General features: G+C 51.6%; 20 protein-coding genes. 7 read left to right on the top strand and 13 right to left on the bottom strand.

Translation table 11 applies throughout. The features are described from left to right. Positions 1-90: 90 nt before the first annotated feature. The 9 genes from B0I18_RS23630 to B0I18_RS23590 all read right to left on the bottom strand — a co-directional run bounded on the left by B0I18_RS23630 (position 91) and on the right by B0I18_RS23590 (position 10,340). Positions 91-666, bottom strand: coding sequence for an AraC family transcriptional regulator (locus tag B0I18_RS23630; protein ID WP_106525242.1), 576 nt, complete (start codon positions 664-666; stop codon positions 91-93). Beyond that, complete coding sequence (locus tag B0I18_RS23625; RefSeq protein ID WP_106525241.1) at positions 650-970, bottom strand: hypothetical protein; 321 nt, start codon at positions 968-970, stop codon at positions 650-652. Before B0I18_RS23625 ends, B0I18_RS23630 begins: the two co-directional genes overlap by 17 nt. A 7-nt stretch (positions 971-977) precedes the next feature. Next, a complete protein-coding gene (locus B0I18_RS23620; RefSeq protein WP_181358599.1) occupies positions 978-1,355 on the bottom strand; it encodes a DUF1801 domain-containing protein in 378 nt (125 codons plus the stop codon). A 101-nt stretch (positions 1,356-1,456) separates the two neighbouring features. After that, positions 1,457-2,284 carry a hypothetical protein gene (locus B0I18_RS23615; protein ID WP_106525239.1) on the bottom strand — a complete coding sequence of 276 codons (828 nt, stop codon included), beginning with the start codon at positions 2,282-2,284 and terminating at the stop codon, positions 1,457-1,459. Between the two features lie 49 nt (positions 2,285-2,333). Continuing rightward, positions 2,334-4,130, bottom strand: coding sequence for a MutS-related protein (locus B0I18_RS23610; RefSeq protein ID WP_106525238.1), 1,797 nt, complete (start codon positions 4,128-4,130; stop codon positions 2,334-2,336). A gap of 120 nt (positions 4,131-4,250) precedes the next feature. Next, on the bottom strand, positions 4,251-5,720 hold the full coding sequence (locus tag B0I18_RS23605; protein WP_106525237.1) for an META domain-containing protein: 1,470 nt from the start codon (positions 5,718-5,720) through the stop codon (positions 4,251-4,253). 291 nt (positions 5,721-6,011) lie between these two features. Continuing rightward, the gene (locus B0I18_RS23600) at positions 6,012-7,508 is read right to left on the bottom strand and encodes a GH3 auxin-responsive promoter family protein (RefSeq protein WP_106525236.1); all 1,497 of its coding nucleotides are present in this window, start codon (positions 7,506-7,508) and stop codon (positions 6,012-6,014) included. A gap of 90 nt (positions 7,509-7,598) precedes the next feature. Beyond that, positions 7,599-8,816, bottom strand: a complete 1,218-nt coding sequence (locus tag B0I18_RS23595) for a DUF1501 domain-containing protein (RefSeq protein ID WP_106525235.1) — start codon at positions 8,814-8,816, stop codon at positions 7,599-7,601. Between the two features lie 33 nt (positions 8,817-8,849). Further along, on the bottom strand, positions 8,850-10,340 hold the full coding sequence (locus B0I18_RS23590; RefSeq protein WP_106525234.1) for a DUF1800 domain-containing protein: 1,491 nt from the start codon (positions 10,338-10,340) through the stop codon (positions 8,850-8,852). Between the two features lie 205 nt (positions 10,341-10,545). Between B0I18_RS23590 and B0I18_RS23585 the strand changes: the two genes are divergently transcribed. The 5 genes from B0I18_RS23585 to pfkA all read left to right on the top strand — a co-directional run bounded on the left by B0I18_RS23585 (position 10,546) and on the right by pfkA (position 16,409). Further along, complete coding sequence (locus B0I18_RS23585) at positions 10,546-12,576, top strand: flagellar hook assembly protein FlgD (protein ID WP_106525233.1); 2,031 nt, start codon at positions 10,546-10,548, stop codon at positions 12,574-12,576. A gap of 68 nt (positions 12,577-12,644) precedes the next feature. Further along, complete coding sequence (locus B0I18_RS23580; protein WP_106525232.1) at positions 12,645-14,087, top strand: TolC family protein; 1,443 nt, start codon at positions 12,645-12,647, stop codon at positions 14,085-14,087. A 51-nt stretch (positions 14,088-14,138) separates the two neighbouring features. Continuing rightward, positions 14,139-14,900 carry an inositol monophosphatase family protein gene (locus B0I18_RS23575; protein ID WP_106525231.1) on the top strand — a complete coding sequence of 254 codons (762 nt, stop codon included), beginning with the start codon at positions 14,139-14,141 and terminating at the stop codon, positions 14,898-14,900. A gap of 41 nt (positions 14,901-14,941) precedes the next feature. After that, the gene (gene dut / locus B0I18_RS23570; protein WP_106525230.1) at positions 14,942-15,379 is read left to right on the top strand and encodes a dUTP diphosphatase; all 438 of its coding nucleotides are present in this window, start codon (positions 14,942-14,944) and stop codon (positions 15,377-15,379) included. Positions 15,380-15,437: 58 nt separating this feature from the next. Then, on the top strand, positions 15,438-16,409 hold the full coding sequence (gene pfkA / locus B0I18_RS23565; protein WP_106525229.1) for a 6-phosphofructokinase: 972 nt from the start codon (positions 15,438-15,440) through the stop codon (positions 16,407-16,409). Positions 16,410-16,717: 308 nt separating this feature from the next. On the opposite strand, the gene B0I18_RS23560 is transcribed toward pfkA, so the two are convergent. The 4 genes from B0I18_RS23560 to B0I18_RS23545 are packed head-to-tail and all read right to left on the bottom strand — an operon-like array spanning position 16,718 to position 20,577. Further along, complete coding sequence (locus tag B0I18_RS23560) at positions 16,718-17,554, bottom strand: hypothetical protein (RefSeq protein WP_106525228.1); 837 nt, start codon at positions 17,552-17,554, stop codon at positions 16,718-16,720. 37 nt (positions 17,555-17,591) lie between these two features. Then, a complete protein-coding gene (locus tag B0I18_RS23555; protein WP_106525227.1) occupies positions 17,592-18,374 on the bottom strand; it encodes a LytR/AlgR family response regulator transcription factor in 783 nt (260 codons plus the stop codon). Next, a complete protein-coding gene (locus tag B0I18_RS23550) occupies positions 18,335-19,423 on the bottom strand; it encodes a histidine kinase (RefSeq protein WP_106525226.1) in 1,089 nt (362 codons plus the stop codon). The genes B0I18_RS23555 and B0I18_RS23550 overlap by 40 nt, the downstream gene beginning before the upstream one ends. Before the next feature lie 8 nt (positions 19,424-19,431). Beyond that, positions 19,432-20,577, bottom strand: coding sequence for a sensor histidine kinase (locus B0I18_RS23545; RefSeq protein WP_106525225.1), 1,146 nt, complete (start codon positions 20,575-20,577; stop codon positions 19,432-19,434). Between the two features lie 264 nt (positions 20,578-20,841). Between B0I18_RS23545 and B0I18_RS23535 the strand changes: the two genes are divergently transcribed. Together B0I18_RS23535 and B0I18_RS23530 are read left to right on the top strand one after the other, a co-directional pair. Then, positions 20,842-21,204, top strand: coding sequence for a hypothetical protein (locus B0I18_RS23535; RefSeq protein WP_106525223.1), 363 nt, complete (start codon positions 20,842-20,844; stop codon positions 21,202-21,204). 20 nt (positions 21,205-21,224) lie between these two features. After that, complete coding sequence (locus B0I18_RS23530) at positions 21,225-21,476, top strand: hypothetical protein (RefSeq protein ID WP_106525222.1); 252 nt, start codon at positions 21,225-21,227, stop codon at positions 21,474-21,476. The last annotated feature ends 17 nt before the right edge of the window (positions 21,477-21,493 follow it).

Genomic DNA, 21,493 nt, shown 5'->3' with positions numbered 1-21,493 from the left:
TACTTGCGGTTTAGGCTTATGGTTGGTATTGCAGGAGCAGGACAAAGATAAACCGGAATCGGCAAAATAAATTCCCGGGGTACGGCAGGCTTAACCCAGGCCGCCCAGGTCGTCGAGCGACTTGCGGGAATGGGTGCCCAGTTGTTTAAACTGCGTGGGCGTAAGCCCTGTCATTTTTTTAAACTGTGCCGAGAGGTGGGCGGTACTGCTGTACCCCAGGTCGAAGGCGATCTGCGACAGGGGGAGTTCGTCATACGCCAGCAGTTCCTTTACTTTCTCGATTTTTTGCCGGATCAGGTATTGTTCAATGGTAATGCCTTCTACCTCCGAAAAAAGCTTGCTGAGGTAGGAGTAGTCATGGCCGGTGTGCCGGGCCAGCAATTGGCTGAAATTAAGACGGGAAGGCTCTTCGCTGTAGTGTACCGTTTCTATGATGAATTTCCGGATCTGCTCCATCAGCTTGCTCTTCTTGTCATCCATCAGCTCGAATCCTATCTCCGACAGTGCTGTTCTCAATGCCTCTGCTTTTTTGGACGACAGCGTTTTTTCTTCGATAACCGCTTCTCCCAGGGTTACGGCAACCGGGTGCAGCTGCAGTTGTTGCAATATTTGCTCTACGGCCATCCTGCAACGATGGCATACCATGTTTTTAATGTGCAGTATCATGTGGTGTCTGGGTTCGGGTAAGGGTGAGCCATATATCCGCTTCGCGGAGTGCCAGGTGTTGTGCCATAATGCCCGGCAGTGCGCCCGCAATGGCTTCGGCCTCCTGGTCCGGCATGTCTGCCGGCAGGAATACCTGCAGGATCAGCTCAAATTGCCGGCCCACCTGTTGTACTACAGGAGTAAAATTGAGGCATATGTCCGTTGCTTGCAGGCCGGTGGCCGCTATGCAGGCTTCCAGCAGCCGGTCGGCATGGTGGCGGGGTATCATCCTGTTCCTGATCTGGCAATTCGCGATTAGTTGCATGTCGTCTTTATCTTTTTAGCTGTTTTCTTTGTTCCCAGGCCTTAAGCGCCTGCTGTAGCAATTGCAGTACCGCTTCGTTATCGAAGTCCGCTACCGACGACAGGGGAATATGTTTGTGTACTTTTCCGCTGCCCCGCAGCAGGCCCGCCGGATCGGGCAGGGTAGTGCCATAGGCCAGGCCCAGCTTTATTCCTGTTTTGGAGGGAATAATGGTACAGATCATATCCTTATACCCCGTGCCATAACCATAGCCTATAATCCCGGCCGGGGCATCGGGCTGTTCGCTGATGCCCGGCAGCTGTTGCAGCAGGTAATCCCGTACGCTATACCCGAGGCTGGCTACAGGTCCGTCGTATGGATCCAGTATTTCGGCTGCTGTACTCATGTTTTGATCCTGTTGCCTGGAACTTGCCATAGGAATGGGCTTATTTTTTGCTAAGGTACGAATAGCAGGGAAAGGATCGAAGCTACGTTTTGATTACCTGTTTAGCAACCCACGCTGGTATGTTTGGCCACACGCAACAGCAGTTTGTCTGCTGCAGCCTGCGCCGACAGGTAAAGTGTGGGCTGGAATACGTTATAGTGATCCGTGGTATCGATCAGGAAATCGGGCAGGCCATCGCCGTCCAGGTCGCCGCAGAAGATGATGCAGGGTAGGGTATCATCAAGGTTTTTCTGCGCAGTCAGCAATTGTTCTATCCGCTTGCCATTCTTGTCGCCTGCCAGGTAAAGGCGGTAGTCGGTAATGATCTCGTTACCGGGCTGGTCGTCTACCTGTTTTTTGGTGCCACGGGCAATCAGGGTATAACTGTGGCCTGCATAGTTAAAGCGGCTGCTGTCGCCGGGTTGCAGGGTAAAGAAAGAACGGTCGCCGGCGCTTAATTCCGGCACGGCGGTAACGGGGCCCGTACGCAGGTAAGGAACGCCCGATATCAATAATATGGCCGTGTCTTTATGCAGGGCCCTTACTTCGATGCCGGTATGTGGCCCGTTTTCCGATTCGTCCAGTACGGCATCGTAAACCCTGGCTGTTTGAATACGGGTAGCATCGAGATAGTAACCTCCCGCATTACGGAACAGGCCGGTCCAGCTCTTGCGGGATACGCTGTCGCCGACCTCGTCGCCATGGTAGCTGCTTGCGTTCAGGATCATGGCCCCGCCCGGTGGTATAGCGGCTGTATCCCGCTGCTGTACTGTCGTGGTATCGCTTACTGTTGCCGGCGTTGTTTGCTGTTGTTGTGTTGCCGTATCGTTACAGGCGCAGAGCAATAAAAAACTAAAGAGACCGTAAACCCGGTTCAGATTTTTTTTCATGTGTACTATTAAAAATTAGGTTCAGGGTACCTGTTACTGGCTTGGTATTTTAGATGATCTCCATCTTACGCATCAGGAAGGTGGCGCTTTTGTTTTTACAGATACCATTACGGAGTTGATAATCGAATACGAGCTCGTTATTGATGATCTCTACTTCAAAGCATTTATTAATGAGCTTGCCAGGGTGCGCATCCGTGGTAAGACATACCTCGAGATCATGTGTGGCAATAGCCCCGATCGCTTTTTTATGGATTATCTTTTCGATCACCCCGATGGTGCCGCTGCGTTTATCGTCGGAGTTGGTGCCGCGCAGTATTTCATCGAGCAGTACGAAGCAAGTTTCCTTACCCAGTTGGTCAATGATAAACTTAAGCCGTTTTACTTCGGCAAAAAAATACGATTCGCTATCGGCCAGCGAGTCGGTTTGCCGCATCGACACCAGTACCGGCATCGGGTGGAAGGTGGCTTTGCGCGCGCATACCGGCGCCCCCATACCCGCCAGCACCATGTTGACGCCCAGTGTACGCAGGAAGGTGCTTTTGCCCGACATATTGGAGCCGGTAAGGATCACGAAATTGTGGTCGATAAAAGAGATGTCGTTGTTTATCCGTTTTTCTTCGTCGATAAGCGGGTGCCCTAATTCGGTAAAGGCCAGCTCCTGCCGGTCGTTTAATACCGGGAAGGCAAAGTCCGGGTTGTTATAGCTGAAATTGGCCAGGCTGCCCAGGGCTTCCGCCCTGCCGATCACGTCGAGCCATACCGGTATCTGCGCGGCATAGCGGGCTTTCCATTGGCGCAGGCTGTTGAGCGCATGCACATGATACAGGAATAAGCCGTTGAGGATAATGGCGCCGAAAGGGTTTTGTACGGTTTCCATACGACGGTATATGGCCGATAATTTACCGATCTGCCGGCTGGCCTGGTCATGTGTGGCCTTGAGGCGTTGTTGCAGTTGCAGCATCGCGTCGCTTTTAAACGGCGCCTGTTCTATTCTTGCGATCATGGCGGCGTATTGCCTCAGGATCTCGTCGGTTTTGTCGGTACTGGCCACCGCCTGTTTTACCTGTTTTAGCTGGGTCGCAATAATAACCAGGTTCAGCGGCGCCAGTTTGGTAGCCAGCTCCCAGTACAGGTTGTCGTGCAACAGGAAGTAGAGCGCCAGGCTCGATAACAAGGCTGCCGGCAATATCCAGGCCAGTACCAATAGTACCCTGGGTAACCGGGGTTCTTTGGTATCCGCCCACTGTAACAGGTAACGGTATACATCCTTGTTGTCGTCGGTAATACGGGCTATGGCCAGCAATTCCTGTCGCCAGTCTATCGCATCGCGCAGTTCCTGTACCGCTTCCTGCGCCGCTTTGATTTGTTCGCTGTTCCCCGGTTGCAGCATCAGGCCTGCCAGCTGGTCTTTGCCCATCTGTGTGCCAGTCCTGTTAAGGTATTGGTACAGCGAGCGCGGCCCGAAGAGGTCGAGGTCGGCGGCATAGGCATGGTTGCCATCCTGGTAACGCAGGCCCGGGTCGGCATGGTTTTCTTTATACTCGAGGAAGTCAATCTCCTCTTTATTGATACGGACCAGGTTTTTATGAAAGTGCTTGTTCCAGGCTGTTTTGCGGTTCAGTTGCATCAGGGCGATAAACGGAACTATCAATACAAGGGCACAGTATAAGAATATCGGAACGCTTGCCGAAGGGTATCTGAAATGAAGATAAAGCGCGGCAATAAATCCTGCGGCGATCAGCAGGCGAAAGGCAGTAATGATATTGTGCTGCCTGCTGAGCTGTGCATAACGGCGTGTATGTTTTTCCTGGAGCTGGCGATAGTTCGGTATAATATCCTTGTGCATGGTTAGGGAGCGGGTAAAGGAGCAAAGGTCCTGTTTTTTTCTAAGCAAACACGCTATTATGGAAATGACAAAGCACGCTGTGGAAAGCGTGCTTTGTTGATTGCAGGTACCTTGCTTTATTTAGTAGGCGGCTTTGTAGTTGATATTGATATCAAAATCGGTAAAGGCATCCGGGGCGATGGTAACGGTTTGTATATAACCTTCACCATCTGTTCCGTTGGCATACAGGCGGCCATTTTCCATAACGAATACGGAATAGGTGCCTGCCGGCAGTTTTACGTTGTAACGGCCATCGGTGCCAGATTTTATGGTAGCGATCTTTTTAGTGGCAATGCTGCGGCTATCGAAGAATCCCGCCTCGCCGGCTGTAACCTGGTTCTGGCGCGTCTTTTCGTAGATCAGGATCTCGCGTGCCACAGGTTTATTACTGCCGGTACGAGGCCCGGTACCCGGCATCTGGTTGCCTTCCAGGAAGCGGACGGTGCCACGTAAGCCCGATCCCTCTGGTTTGCCTGCGCTAAACTTGCCAAACATCAGTACGATGCGGTTGTTCTGGTACAGGTTCAGGGTCTGGTCGGCTACGTCGAAACTATAGGTCTGGTTACCGAGCAACTGCAGGAGTTCCTGCTCTGTTTTGCTGCGTTTGGGATCCATACAGGCCATGCGGGTCGATCCCATCTGGCTGAAGGTGATGCTTTGGTCCTTTGCGGTATAACTGCCGAAGAACCGGTTGCAGCCTGCATTACCGCTTACTTTATTTTCTTGTACATTAAAGTCTATGAAAGCGGGCGATTGGTCCTGGGTTTTGCCGTTCATCTGGATCAGGCGCCATTGGTGTTTGGCAATATAACTCCAGATATCGGTGCTGTTGTTTTTGCCGGTTGTGCCGCCGGTAAGCGGTGCAGGGATAAACTCGAGCACCACTTTGCCCTTGCGGGATAAGGTCAGGGTATGATTGGTTACTTTGGTGGTAAATTCTTTTTGTTGCAGTGCCTGTCCGTATTCATTGGCCAGTTGCATTACCGCGCGGTCGGCACAGGCTTTAAGGGTAGACATGGCATCGCCCAGGGTAATGATCCGGCTACGTTCGTTATAGGTAAAGCCGCCGCCATAACCATTACATCCATCGCTACCGCTAAAACGGTTTTCTTTGGTATCGATATAGAGAAATACACGGCTGTTGGCTACCTTACGACCATTGATCGCGGTCAGTACCCATTGCTGGTCGGCAAAGGCTGCTACACCGGAAGCTGCTGCGCTGCCGATCCATTCTTTTTTTACGATGTTCTTCAATTTGTAGCTGTAAATGGAGGCGTCGGCCGGTACATTTTTCCTGCGGGTACGGTATACGTTCAGGGTATAACGATAGCCTTCCTCGTAGCGGAAGCCGTCTATACTTTCGTAGAAGAACTCCCAATCGGTGCTGTTTTTATACTTTACCTGGAAGCAGGTTTGCGGTGCTACGCCGGTGCAGGTGGCCCGGTCTTCTTTTACGATCAGCCGGATCAGGTCTGCGGCCCTGGCGGGCAGCGCGAATACCAGTAAAAAGGCAAATGCTGCGAGTAACTTCCAATTGCGTGTTGTTGTCATATTTCAGATATTAAAATGATGTTGATAAATTAGTTACGCTACTTAGATGCAGCATGTCGCTGCATTCCATAACAGGGAATAGTTGATTTTGCATTTTATTCGTTACCCCATAGTTAACGCTGATCTCATAGTGAGGCTACCCGGCTGCAAAGATCAGCTTCCTTTCATAATATAAGAAATATATTTTCTTAAATATTAATCGCATACGGAAAAATATTGCTTTAAAGAATGCGTGTCCGGCTGCAGCACAGCGCATAAAAAAAGCCAACCCGGGGGTTGGCTTGAATGCTTTTATTGTGCGATCCGGAGCAGGGCATCAGCCAGCTTGCGGTCGTTGCTGAGGCGGGGTGTTTTATTCTGTCCGCCCAGCTTGCCGATCGATTTCATATAATCGATAAAGGCATTGCGGCGCAGCGACCGTATTTTGAGGGGCTGCAGAATAGCGCCGCGGATCAGGTCGTCGTAGTAAATATTTTTCTCCCGCAGGGTCTCATCTACTTCCGCTGCGAAGGCTTCGAGGTTAGCAGGTGCCTGTTCAAACTCGACCATCCATTCATGGAAAGGGAGTTCGCCATTGGTATTGATCATAGGCGCTACGGTAAACTCAACGATCTTCACGTTGTGCCGCGCGGCGGTTTTCATCAGGGCATGTTCTACTTCCTCTGCGATTACATGTTCGCCGAATGCAGATATAAAATGTTTGGTACGGCCGGTAACGACGATACGATACGGATTGAGGCTTACAAATTTGACGGTATCGCCAATGTTATAACCCCATAACCCCGCATTGCTGTTGATGATGAGCGCGTAGTTCTCCCCGAGTTTTACCTCGCTCAGGGTAAGCCGGGTAGGGTTGTCGTTAAAGATTTCCTGGGCCGGGATAAACTCGAAAAAGATGCCGGATGCTGTATTGAGTAACAAGCCTTCCTGGTCGAGGCTATCCTGGAAGGCAAAGAAGCCTTCGGAGGCCGGGAAGGTCTCGATGGTATCGATCGGTTTGCCGATGCTGTCGATCAGCTTTTGCCGGTAAGGTTCGAAGTTGACGCCGCCATGTACCAGCAGCTGCAGGTTAGGGAAAATGTCTTTGATCTTGCGGCCATTGCCTTTCTCGATCAGCCAGTCGAAGTACATCTGCATCCAGGGCGGTATACCGCTGATGAGGGTCATATTCTGACCCAATGTTTCTGCTACGATCTTGTCGAGTTTGGTTTCCCAGTCTTCGATGCAATTGGTTTCATAACTGGGCATCTGGTTGCGGCGCAGGTAGCCGGGTACATGATGGTTTACGATACCGCTGAGCCTGCCGGTGGGTATACCGGCAATGCGTTCGAGGGTGGGCGAACCGGAGAGGAAGATCATTTTGCCATCGGCAAAAGCCGTATTGCCGCTTTCCACCATATAACACAGCAGGGCATTACGGGCGGTATTGATATGATTGGATATGGAATCTTTACTGATGGGTATGTATTTCACACCGCTGGTAGTACCCGAGGTTTTGGCAAAATAAAGGGGTTTGCCATGCCAGAGCACATTTTGTTTGCCTTCTTTGATCTGGTCGATATAGGGGGCTATACCTTCGTAGTCGCGAACGGGAATGGCGGCTTTAAATTCGTCGTAGTTATTAGTGTCTTTCAGGTTGTGATCGCGTCCGAACTGTGTACGGGAGCCGTTTTTGATCAGGTGTAAAAGGGTAGTTTGCTGGTCTGCAACTGCGGTCTGCATCGACTTTTGTATCCGTTTATGAACAACAGCTGCGTAGGGCTTGGCTAAGAAAGACTTTATTTTCATTCCGATCGATTAGCGGTAAAGGTAAACAAAGATAACATAATTAGGCGACTACCCTTGTTTATACTGCATCGCGCGGCCCCGGAACCTTGTTTAAATAAAGCTGAGGTAGTCCATTTGTTTACCCAGTATCCTGCGGTCGTCGGCGCCGAGCCATTGCTTCAGCACCGTGGCATATACCTGTTTAAAATCTACCTTGTATTGCAGGTCGCCGTCCTTAAGTCCCTGCAGGTCGGGCAGGGCATTGAGCAGGCCTTTTTCTTTAAGACCGCCACCGGCAAAGAACATACAGTTGGCCGTACCATGATCGGTGCCGCCGCTGGCATTTTCGGCCACACGCCTGCCAAATTCGCTGAAGGTAAAGACCAGTACATCGTCGAACCGGTTATTGGCTTTAAGGTCGCCGGTAAAGGCCGCCAGTGCTTCGTTAATTTGTTTAAACAGGCGGGCCTGTTGCGCCTGCTGGTTGGTATGGGTATCGAAGCTGCCCACGCTTACATAATATACCTGGGTATTGATATCGGATAGGATCAGCGAGGCGATGGTCTTCATGTTTTTACCCAGTTCCGTTTTCGGGTAGGATACCGTGCTGTTGACCGCTTTACTTTCTTCGAATATATACTGGGCGCTGCTCAGGGTGCCGGTCATGGTTTTATACAGGTAGTCGACGGGTTGCTCGTGGTGCGCCGCATGCGCCATTTTGTTATGGGCTTCCGAAAGACTTTGCAGGTAAGCTTTATGACTGTTGTTGTACAACAGTTTGGGATCTTTCAGTGCAATGGCTTTTTCCAGTTCCCCTTTTAAGGCAAGGCTCAGCGTATCGTCGATCTCGAGGGCCTGGGTAGGCCTGGCGCAGCCCTGGCAGGCTTCGTCCAGATAACGGCCCAGCCAGCCGGTTTGCCATACCTCGCTGCTTTCGCTGGCGCTTTGCCAGATGTCCATACTCCGGAAGTGGCTCCGGTCGGGGTTGGGATACCCCACTTCGTTGAGGATGGCCAGGTGGCCTTCATCATAAAGGGCTTTAAAATGGCTGAGCTCGGGATGCAGACCGGTTTCATCGTTCAGCAACAGGGTCCGGTCCATTTTCATACCCAGTGTAGGGCGCATCCGGTAGTAGTTGTCGTTGCGCACGGGTATGAGGGTATTCAAACCATCGTTGCCGCCGCTAAGCTGGAGTACTACCAGTACTTTATTGCCGGGCGGCACAATGCCTGCAGCCGGGCCTTCGAAGGCCCGCAGGAACCGGGGAACGAGTAAGGCTGTGGTGGCCAGCACACCTGTTTTGATAAAACTTCTGCGACCGATCTGCATGGGTTGTATTTTGTAGGATGAAGTAAATTAAGATCAGCACAACTGGTATTCCGGCGTGCTCATAAAGGCGATTACCAGCGAGTGGATATAAGCCGGTCTGTCGGTCTGCACCACCAGCTTCTGTAGCGAAGCGGCATCTGCCGAACCGGGTGGCGTTTGCAGGATAAATTGTTCCAGGGTAGGATAGAGCGCTTCCTGCGATACCCGTTCCAGGGGCTGGTCCAGTTGCTGCCAGTCGATCTGCGCCAGGATCTGGTAGCCGCCTCCGGGTTTCTTTTGCCTGGGACGCGCCACCGTACCGGTTTCCAGCATTTCCTTCCGGCCCATCTGTACATCGTCGTCGCCTTTGGGTTTTATATTGATGCTTTCTTCGTTTTTAACCAGGCCGGGTATGCGCAGGCGCAGCATCAGGCTGGAGCTGTCGATCCAGGCGGTGCCACCGGGCCAGCCGGCTACATTGGGCGGGTTAAACAACCATTGGCCCAGCAGGCGTTGCAGCAATACCTGTACTTCCTCGTTCTGTATCGTTATGGGCAACAGGCGCCGTATGCCGGTCATATAGGCTACCGGCGATTTGATCTGTGCGCCTATATTTTCTTCGTCGTAAAACCAGTCGCTGGTAAAAATGTCGCGCATCAAGCCGGGTATGTGATAGTTGCCTGCATAGAAACGCCCGGCCAGCCATTCGATGCGGGCGGCATCCGGGCGGTCGTTTACAAAATAGCGGTAAATCTTCTCTGTAATATACACGGCGGTTTGCCGCTGTTTCAGGATAATGTCGAGGATATCGTCGCCGGTAAAGGCGCCGCTTTGCCCCAGGAAGGTTTTGTTGTCTTCGTCATGTATTTTAGGGCGGAACACGAAACTGCCGTTTTTTTCGAATCCCCAGCCGGTAAAGGCCCTGGCCGATTCTTTAATGTCGGTTTCGGTATAATGGCCGCGGCCCATGGTAAACAGTTCGAGCACTTCGCGGGCAAAGTTTTCATTGGGTCTCTTTTTCCGGTTCTGCTGGTTGTTGAGAAAAGTAAGCATGGAAGCGCTTTTGCTCACCGCCTTCAGCAGGTCGCCGAAGTTGCCGAAGGCATGCTCCCTGATGTCCTGCAGCAGCATTTGCTGGTACAGGCTGTTGTTGACCCGGCAGGCAAAGTGCCCATGCCAGAACAGGGCCAGTTTCTCCCGGAGTTGTCCTTCACCTTTTGCCATTTCGTCGAGCCACAGCAGGCTTAACTTCCGGATGTCTTCATTGCTTTGCCGGTTAATGAGTCTGCGTTGCTCGGTAGTATATCTTTTTTTGTCTTCGGGCGATAACTGGCCTTCCATAGCCGGCGCAGCCTGCAACAAGGCCGTTTTGATATAGTCGCTTGCCGCATCGAAGGGTACAGGCTTTTGCTTTGCCTGTTTTTCCAGCTGTTTGTAAAGTTTGTCCGGGTTGATGTGACGGAGCCGGTCCAGGTCGGCAGCAGCGGGGCCAAAGCCGGCACGCCAGAGCAGGTGCTGGTTGTGACGTTGTTTCGTACTATCCATAGCAAGCAGTTCTTTGAAACGGTAACGGTGAGGGATATGGATAGCTAAAGTTCGGACAGGTTTAAAAAGTTGAAAAGTTAAATTACTGTGTCCTCCTTTGCCTGCGGCCGTCTGCAAATTTCATTTTAAGCCTGCTAATAGTTTGTCATACCCCTATTTTCCGTTAAACTTGCATACTGAATTACTGACCGTTTATATCCCATTGATGAATTTTATATATTGGCTGCTTTGTTTCGTTATCGGATTATTGCCTGCCTGTTTTATATTTATACGTGACCGTAAAAAAAATATACCGGTAAAATGGTTGCCTGCGCTGCTCCGTTTTTTTACCTGTTTTTTTACTGCCGTCTTATTGCTGGCGCCGGCCTTCCCGGTACAGCATACCGAAGAGGAAAAACCGCTCCTGCTCTGGTTGCAGGATAATTCCTCATCGATGCGTGGCGCCCTGGGCAAGGATTCTGCCAATTACCGCAAGCAGGCCGAGGCCATGCGGGCGCGCTGGCAGCAGGACTACCAGGTGGTTACCCTGGGCTTTGGCGGCGATGTGGGTCCCGACAGCCTGTTTCGCTACGATCAGAAAAGTACGGACATAGCCGGCGCCCTGCAATCGGTTACGGAGCAATACCGCGATCAGAATATTGGCGCCATCATTCTTTCCAGCGATGGTATCTACAACGAAGGGCTCGATCCCCTGTACGCCCCGGTGGCTACGCCCGTGCCGGTGTATAGCATTGCCCTGGGCGACAGCACGCGGCCCCGCGACATAGCCGTGACCAGGGTATACGCCAATAAGACCGTGGCGCTCAACACTAATTTCGAGATTGTTGCAGACCTGCGGATCGAAAAGCTCAACGGCCTGCATACGGCTATTACGGTACAACACCAGGGTAAAACCATAAGCCAGAGCCCGGTGCATGTGGATAAGGACCGGTATACGGCTTCGTTCCGGTTCGAGGCAAAGGCCGCGGTTAAAGGGTTTCAGCGGTACAGCATCGTAGTGCCGGTAGCGGATGGGGAACAGAACAGCAACAATAACCGCATGGACTTTTTCGTTGAAGTGATCGACGAACAGACTAAGGTGCTGCTGCTTGCTGCAGGTCCGCACCCGGATTTGGCTGCAATCAAGGCGGCGCTCGAGCCCCTGCCCCAATACAAAACAGAACTCCGGTTTGGCAACGATCTGCCCGCCGATCTGAATACTTATGCCCTGGTGGTGGCGCATAACATACCGGCACTACAGGCCGGGCGCAGTCCTGCTTTGGGCAATGTGCCGGTATGGTATATCCTGGGCAGCCAGACGAATCTTGCCGCTTTTTCGCAGGCACAGCCATTGTTGAAGGTGGCCGGCTCCAATAATACGAACGATGTATTGCCACTGATCAATGCCAGCTTCAGTTATTTTACCCTGCCGGCCAATATCCGCGAGGTAATCGCGAAGATGCCGCCCCTGCAGGCGCCTTATGGCAATTACAGTGCCGGCGGCGACGGCCAGGTGCTGCTGCAGCAACAGATCGGCAATGTGGCTACCCAATACCCGCTGTGGCTGTTTCGTGCCGGCGAACAGCCTATGGCTGTACTTTGCGGCGAAGGCATTTGGCGTTGGCGCCTCTACGAGTTTAAATACTTTGGTAAACACGAAACCGTAGACGAGTTGATCCGGCAGACGGTAAGCCTGCTGAGCGCTAAAAAAGATACACGGCCTTTCCGGGTATTTATGGACAAATACATCCTGAGCGATAACGAGGCAGCCTACCTGTATGCAGAGCTGAAGAATGATAACGGCGAATTGGTGAACGGCCCGGATGCCCGCCTGTCGCTGGCCGACAGTGCCGGCAAGAACTGGAATTATGCCTTCGAGCGGAATGGTAAAAGCTATCGCCTGAACATAGGCCTGCTGGCCCCGGGCAGTTATACCTTTAAAGGAAGCACCCAGGCCAATGGCAAAAGCTATACCAGCGAAGGTTCTTTTGTGGTAACGGCGGTACCGCTGGAAGCCCTGAAGACCAATGCCGATTATGAATTGCTGTACAAGCTGGGCCGGCAGACCGGCGGTGGATTTTTTACCTACGCCAATATGGGAGCGCTGGCCGACAGCCTGAAAAATAACCCCACGGTAAAACCCCTGATACACACCGATAAAACCTATATACAATTGATTAACCTGCGCTGGCTTTTCTTCGTGATCCTGCTGTTTGCCGCGGCCGAATGGCTGTTGCGTAAATACTGGAATGCATAAGCCATGCAAGGCACTATACACCTGTAAAATTCAAATCTTAAACCTGCTATTTTAACTACATTTGCACCATGTTAAAACGTATACCCCTAGTTTTTTCTCTTTTTATAGCCGGCGCCCTACAGGCGCAGGCACAGGAGCAGGATTCCCTGTGGACATTGCAGCGAAGTGTGGAATATGCGGTAAGGAATAACCTGGACATCAAACAAAGCGTACTGAACGAAAGGCTGGCCAAACTGCAGCTGCAGCAAAGCCAGCTGGCGCAGTTGCCCAGCGCCTCGGCATCGGGCAACTATGGCCGTAATTTCGGTCGTTCTATCGATCCTACGTCCAACCAGTTCATCAGGTCGGGGTACAACTTTATGGGCTTGAACGGTAACGTGGATGTGCTGCTGTTCGGCTGGTTCCAGAAACGGCATACCATAGAACGGAACCGGTCCCTGATGAGCGCCGCTACAGCCGATCTCGACCAGTTAAAAGACGATGTATCGCTGAACGTAGCCACGGCTTTCCTGCGGGTACTGCTGGCGCGCGAACAGATCGGCATCGCCAGGAGCCAGCTGGGCTTCAGCGTTAAACAGATGGAGCAAACCAAAGCCTTCGTATCCGTAGGCCGCTCGCCCGAACTCGACCTGGCCCAGATGGAATCACAGGTAGCCACCGACAGTTCCAATTATTACTCGGCACAGGCCACTTATTTCCAGTCCCTGCTGGATATGAAAGCGCTGATGAACTTCGAGATCGCAGATCCCTTTGTGCCCCTGGCGCCCAATGTAGATGTGGTGCCGGTAACCGAGGTAATCGGTATGAAACCGGAGCAGATCTACACGGTTGCCAAAGATCATTTCGGATCGATAAAAAGCGGGCAGTATAAATATGCAGCAGCGAAAAAGGCCGTCGATGTTTCCCGGGCTGGTCTCTTGCCCCAGATCTCGCTGGGCGGTCAGTTTGGTACCAACTATGCCTCTTCCTATACCGAACCTACGGGCGTTACCGTTACCGGTTCGGTTAAGAACGGCGACTTTGTAAATATCAACAATAATATTTACTGGATAGAACAGCCGACCCTGAAAACAGATTTGCGTACCATTCCCTTTGGAACCCAGATCTGGGACAACTTCCGGCAGACCGTTGCCCTGAGTGCCAATATCCCGCTGTTTAACGGCTGGAGCACCCGCACGCAGATCGCGCAGAACAGGATCGATATGGCTTCGAAGGGCCTGAACCTGGAACAAACTAAACTCAAACTGAAGCAAGACGTCTATAAAGCGTATTACGACGCTATGGTAGCCGTACAAAAATATTATGCCGCAACCAGTGCGGCCGAAGCCTCCGACCGTGCTTTCCACTTTGCCGAAAAGCGGTATGAACTGGGCCTGATGAACGCGCTGGAACTGCTGACTACGCAGAACAACGGCTATAAGGCCAAGTCCGATGCCCTGTCTGCCAAATACGACCTGATCTTTAAGCTGAAGGTTATCGATTATTACCTGGGTAAGGAGTTGAAACTCTAACCGGTAACCGGATCCCGGAATTTATACATTTATTGTCAGAAAAAAGAAGCTATGAGGGCAGTTCTATTACAAGCGGTTCAGGAAGCAGGCGCATTGATCAAAGAAAGATTCAACGGTCCGTTTGAAATATCCCACAAAGAGGGTATCAATAACCTCGTAACCGAGGTAGACCAGGCCGTGGAAAGGTTGATCACCGGTATTATAAAAACGGCGTTCCCCGATCATGGCATCATCGGCGAAGAGTATGGCCGGCACGATGTGCAGGCCCGCTACCGCTGGGTGATCGATCCCATCGACGGCACGGTTAACTTTGCCCATGGCATTCCCTTATGTTGCGTCAGCATCGGGCTGATGGATGGCGAAGACATTATTATGGGCGCTGTGTTTAACCCGATGATGAACGAGCTCTTCTTTGCCGAAAAAGGCAAGGGCGCTTTCCTCAACGACCAGCCCATCCATGTATCCCGCAAAGAAGACTTTGCTACGGCTTGCCTGGTAACCGGTTTTCCCTATCATTTTCCCGAAGGCAAAGACCCTTTTTCCGCCTTTGAGCGACTGGTGAAGAAAGGCCTGCCGGTAAGGCGGCTCGGTTCTGCAGCCCTGGATCTTTGCTGGGTGGCCTGTGGCCGTTTCGACGGCTTCTGGGAGTACAACCTCAATCCCTGGGATATCGCAGCCGGTTATCTTATCGTATCGGAAGCGGGCGGCCGTGTTACCGATTTTAAGAACAATCCTTATACCGCCTGGGACCTGGAAACCCTGGCCACCAATGGCCATATCCACGAAGCCCTGCGGCTTGAAGTGACCGGCTAAGCCTGTCCCGTTTTTTATTTATTATTAAACCTGCATATACAATGACTCCCGTAAATATCATTAACCAGTCGCACCATGCGCTGCCCAAATACCAGACCGCCGGTTCGGCAGGTATGGATCTCTGTGCCTTTATTTCTGAAACCATTACCCTGCAGCCTCTCGAGCGTACCCTGGTTCCTACCGGTCTGTTTATAGAGTTGCCCCAAGGTTTCGAAGCACAGATCAGGCCCCGCAGCGGTATGTCCATTAAAAAAGGAATTACCGTGATCAATGCACCAGGCACGATCGACAGCGATTACCGCGGCGAGATCAAGATCCCGATCGTAAACCTCTCCAACGAAGCGCAGACCATCGAAGACGGTGAGCGCGTGGCGCAGATGGTGATTGCCAAACATGAAACTGTGAGCTGGACCGAAGTAAGCCTGCTCGGCGAAACCGAAAGGGGAGCGGGTGGTTTTGGTCATACCGGCGCCAACTAAGCCAACCAAATAGTACAAAACTTGTTGTAGAGGATTCTCAGCAAATACATCGGGCATTATGAAGAAAATTGCAGTAATGACATCGGGCGGCGACGCGCCGGGTATGAATGCGGCCATACGCGCGGTAGTGCGTACCGCCATATACAACAATGTACAGGTGGCCGGTATACGCCGGGGTTACCAGGGCATGATCGAAGGTGATATCTTCAACATGGATACCACTTCCGTATCCAATATCATACAGCGGGGCGGTACTATATTGAAAACCGCGCGCAGTAAGGAATTTATGACCCCCGAGGGACGAAAGAAAGCCTTCGAACAATTAAAAAAACACGAGGTGGACGGCCTGGTACTGATCGGTGGCGACGGTACCTTTAAGGGAGCGCATGCATTTTTCGGAGAACATTCGCTGCCGGCGGTAGGCATACCCGGTACGATCGATAACGATATAGCCGGCACCGACTATTCGCTGGGCTTCGATACGGCTGTAAATACCGCTGTGGATGCCATCGACAAGATCCGGGATACTGCCGAAGCACATGACCGTATGTTTATCGTAGAGGTGATGGGCAGGGATGCGGGTTATATCGCCCTGAACAGTGGTATAGCCTGTGGCGCCGAGGATATACTGGTGCCGGAAAAGGATACCGATTTTAAATCGATCCTGAAACGGATCAGCAACGATAAAAGAAGGAAGAAACTGGTTAACATCATCGTGGTGGCCGAAGGCGATGACTTTGGCGGGGCGGAAGCCGTGAAGGCCAAGATACTCGAACACTTTCCCCGGATCGATGTACGGGCCACCATACTCGGCCATATACAACGCGGCGGCTCGCCCTCTTATTTCGACCGGGTACAGGCCAGCCGGATGGGTTATGCCGCAGTAAACACGCTTTTAAAAGGCACCTCGCAGGTAATGATCGGGTTGGAAAACCAGCAGATCATCTGCACGCCTTTCGAAAATGCTATTAAAGAACATGCGCCCCTGGATATGGATATGCTGGAAATGGCGAAAATCCTCTCTTCCTAAAGGGCATAAAAAGAGGAATGCTCCCAATCCCGTAACCCGTGGGCGGAGCATTCCCTTAGAAAACAAAAACTATCTTTTACCTGATCGGGATTTTTCCCCTGTCCCCCGGGTTATTACACCCGGCAATCTGCTTCTTCTGGTTTTTGTTTCCTTTTTCGTTATTACCCGTTCGGGGCAATAAAACGTTTCGTTTTTTGCTGTTTGCTTGTGGTAATACAACAATGCATTGATGAAAAAGTTTCTTTACCGGGGTCAAAAAGAAATGCTAAAAATACCTGCAGTAGAGGCAGGTATTGAGATACAGGCGTTTATCGCGGCAGGATCTTGTAGTGGAGGTGCAACAGTTTGAAGCCCATAAACCAAAAAAGATGGTCGGTACGCAGTACGCCCTCCGCATCTTCGAATACATGGATCGACTCTTTGATCGGTATATATTTAACCCGCACATAACCGGTATCGCTCCTGCGCAGCCGGTAGTAACCTGCATCGCCATAACGTTTACCGTCCGATAGTAGTTTTACCGATCCATCGGGTTGTACTTCGGTACGCAGCAGCACCGTTGCATTGCCGGCGGGCAGGGGAAATACCACGCGTACCATGGGTAGGCCATTCCGTTCGGCCGGGGAATAGAAGCCGGCATATACGACTTTACCGTTTTGTATCGACTTGCGTAACCAGCAGGCTGCCTGTTGTTCGGTGGCGCCCGGTGGCACCAGGCGGATCACTTCGTTGCTCATGCCCCGACTGGTTTCCAGCGGGTTAAGCGGTATGTTGAGCTGGTCCATCTTGGTACTGACCAGGCCCACGAGGGTGCGGGCAAAGAAGCGCATCGGCCGGAACCACTGCGACCATACCTCGAGTTTGTAAGCGGCAGTATGTTCGTAGAAATGAATGATCGAGGACTTCAGTTTATCGCGATGAGGATCGTTGACTGCAATTACTTTACGGAAATCGGCGAGCAGGCCGGCATCCGGTTCTGCAAAGGTTTGCAGGCCTTCAGCCCGGGCATAGGTCTGGTAAAAGCTGCTGCCGATCTGCTCGTCGCCGGTAGGGCCCTCAAGCCACGGATCCGCTTCCAGGCTGCGCTTGCGGCCTGTAGTGGCAATCCAGGTATTGATGAGGCCTTTCAGTAATGCGCCGGGCATGGGTGTTCGGGAAGGTTTAAGGTTTTGACGGAGGGCATTAGCGGTTGGCCGCTACAGTAGCGAGCAGGGCATCCCGGAAGCTGCTGCCCAGGGGTATTTCAGCCTTATCCATATCCAGGGTTATGATATTGCCGTCTATCGATTTTATGGCGCCGAGCGCAATAATATAAGATTTATGTACCCGCATAAATTTATCGGAAGGCAATTGCTCTTCCATGGCTTTCATGGTATGATGGGATACGATACTCTGGTTGACGCAATGGATCTTGAGGTAATCTTTCATGCCTTCGATATAACGGATATCGGCATAGTTGACCTTAACCAGTTTACCATCGGCCTTGATAAAGAAGTAATTCTTTTCGGTGGTATTGACCTGGGTTACGGTTTGCTGTACGGGCAGGCTCAGGGGCGCATCGTCCTGTAGTACGGGTACATTACGGCCGGTATGGCTCAGTTGTTGCGATGCTTTTTTTACTGCTTTAAAAAAACGGTCGAAGGGTACGGGTTTCAGCAGGTAATCGACTACGTCCAGCTCGTAACCTTCCATAGCATACTCGGTATAGGCCGTGGTCAGGATAACGGCTGGCGGGTCTTTGAGCGAACGCAGGAAGCTGAGCCCGCTGACCACGGGCATATTGATATCGAGAAAAATAAGGTCTATCGTGTTTTTGTGCAAAGCCTCGAATGCTTCCATAGCATTGGAACATTGTTGTACGAGGTTAAGCGAAGGTATCTTGGCGATGTGGGCAGCCAGCACTTCCTGGGCCAGCGGCTCATCGTCTACGATAAGGCAGTTGAGTTGATTCGTAGGGGTATGCATGTACGGATACTGTAAGCATTTTGTGCTTGCTCTGCTGTAAAGATAACATCTGTACCCAATAACCGCTTCAAATCGTGGTGAATTGTTTCGAAAACGGCCTCTGCGCCGGGTGCGCCGTCATAGGTCATTTCGATGGCTACCTGTATTTCTTCGGCCTCGATCAGGATATAAAAAAGCAGGCTCCAGTCCTGCGACCGGCTGAAGGCCGTGAGCAGGGCCTCCGCCATATTGATCAGGGCCAGGGGGATGATATATTTTGTGCTCGTATCGCCTTCGGTTTCCAGGCTGCAGGCCTGCTCCTGGCCCGGAACGGTATTCTGGAAGCGGAACAGGTTGCCAAGCTGCTGCAGCTCTTCAGACAGGGGCACCAGTTTGTTGACGCTCCTGTACAGGCGGTAGCGCAATACATCGGAGAAGTGGATCACGGCCTCCGGTGCATCCTGCCGTTTCTCCTCCGACAACTGGATAATACCGTCGAGCGAACGTACCATAAAGTCGGGGTTCATATGGGTTTTGAGCAGGTTCAGTTCGGTAAGGGCCAGTTGATGCTCGTTCTGGTTGATCTCCTTGGAGGTTCTTATTTCTTCCATCAGTTCCATGATGAACAACATCGACGTAAAACCCGTAAAATTGGACAGGAACTCTTTATAGGTCTCGAAAAGTAAAGCGACCCAGGACTTTGTCTTTTGCGCGGTCAGGTGCGGCAGGTAATTCCGGAAAGCCGTTTCTATGGCCAGGTCGAGCAGGGGGAAGACAATGAGGGAAATGATGAGCAGCTGCCAGAATTTTTTCCGCTGGTTGCCTTTAAAGCAAACCGGGATCAGGTACAGGCAATAAAAGTAGAAAAAGGTAACGAAGGGCAGCAGGGTACACAGGCTGGCCAGTCCCTTTTCGAGGTTCAGTTTGTGCAGGCTTTCCTCGGTGGGTTTTACCATCGTTATAATCGCGATCAGGGTCAGGAACACCACATGGAAGATCCATTTCCCTTTCTTGAAATAGACACCGCGGTTCTTACGCCTGATCTCCCGTTCTATATAGTTATTGATCATATTGCTGCTCAGAGTTCGATATTAAGATGCACGGTATATTCCTGCCTGGACTGGTTGATGCGCAGCCGGTGCCGGCCGGGGTAGAGTATCTCGAGCCTGCGGCGTACATTCCTGATGCCGATACCGCCGGCTTCCTTTACGGCCAGGCCGGGCGTTTCCTGTACGGATGGCCTGCTGTTGGTTATCTCCATCGACAGGGTTTCGTCCATGATCAGCAGGCTGATCTTTACAAAAGCATGGCTGATGCCGGACTTTACGCCATGTTTAAAGGCGTTCTCGATAAAGTTGACCAGCAGGAGCGGGGCGATCTCTTTGTCGCCCGTATCGCCATCTACATGCAGCTGTATGTCTACATCATCCTGTTTGTTGCGCAACTGTTCGAGGCTTACATAATTCTTCAGGAAGTTTACCTCGCCGGCCAGCGGCACCATATCCTGCATACAATCGTGCAGCATGTACTGGGTGAGTTCCTTCAGCTGGCGGGCTATTACCGGGGCGTCGTCCGATTGGCGCAGCGCCAGCGAATAAATGTTGTTGAGGGTATTAAAGAGGAAATGCGGGTTGATCTGGGTTTTCAGGAAATTGGTTTCGGCCTGCAGCTTATCGGTAAATACCTGCTGGAAACGGGTAAGATTGCGCTGCTGGTCGTAGAGATCGATAAAGTAATAGAAGGCGAAAAAGTAGGCGGGTATAATGACCGATACCGTGGCCATGATACTCAGGTTGACCATGATACCCGAAGCCGTTTCCTGGTTGCGCTGGGCCGTATAACCCGCGATAATGCCCACGACGCCCATGGTGACTACGAACAACACCCCGTTGGCAATCAGGCCAAGCCATAGTACGCGTTTTTGCCGGCGTACCCTGGCCAGGGGGATCACGAACAGCAACAGGCCGTATACCATCAATGCGGCGGTGATGGCGGCCAGGGTGAGGGTGGTGGTAATAGAAACCGGGTCGAGGGCCACGCGTTTGTTGTTGACCTTCATCCCGATCCGGAGCCCTTTCTGGAAATCCTGGTTCTGGATGAGGGCAAAAAACAAGACAAGCACCCACAACACGATATGAAACCAATATCGTTTGTTGCCGAATATGGTTTTTCGCTGCTGCCGGAGCTCCTGTTTAAAGGCTTCGCTGATCCTGAATATACGCAATGCTTTTCTGCTTATGGGTCTATGGCCCTGGGGCCGTTGTTGTTGATACAAAACTACAGTTTCCCGGCCGCGGGGCTGCCCGCATTCGTCCTGTAGCCCTATTTTTCGACAAACCGGGTTTTTTCTTCGACGAACGTAAATTACGCATTGGTCGAATATTTGCCGGCATAGGTCTAAATGTCGGAAGCGGCGCTGGTAACCCGGGGTATGTTTGCATCATCAAATCGAAACACACATTTATCTAAACCCATAAAATTGTTAACCATGAACCGCTTTTCCTCTTTCCAATCCTTTATCAGCCGTAAAGCCGCCTTTATTGCCTTTTTCCTGGTGCTTGTTGCAGGCGCCGGTACGGTAGACGCCGCTTCTGCACTGAACACCGTACGGCCCCTGGGCAATATGGACGAAGCCATCGTTTACCAGCGTACGCTCAATCCCTATATCGGGATTACCGTGGAACACGCAACCGGCGCAGCCTATACTATTGCCGATAAAAACGGCAAGATAATCCTTAAAGGCAAAATAAACTCAGATAAGGCATTCTTTGTAGCCACAGCCCGTTTGCCCAAAGGTTCTTACCAGTTCCGCGTAGCGGGTGCATTGATGCAGCATTTTATTATCCAGTAAGTCTTTTAATCCTTTGCTCCATGAGATACCTGACCTATTTCACGACCGATAACCAACGTATCGATATAAAAAGTAACTGGCTCGGCGAAGAGAAGATCTATCATAACGGTAAGCTGGTATCCAGCCAGCAATCGATCCTGGGCAGCTATCATAGCTTTTCGGTAATCGAGCACGACGAGCCGGCCGATTACCAGGTGCGCATCGGCATCCGGTGGCCCGCCCGCATGGGTTTCGATATTTACCGCAACGGCAGGGCGCTCCTGCTTTCCTGAAACTTTTATCCTTAAAT

The organism is Taibaiella chishuiensis, from assembly GCF_003014535.1.
GTDB classification, from domain to species: Bacteria; Bacteroidota; Bacteroidia; order Chitinophagales; family Chitinophagaceae; genus Taibaiella; species Taibaiella chishuiensis.
Note: the sequence above shows the minus strand (reverse complement) of the source record. Positions and strands in the feature narration are given on the sequence as shown.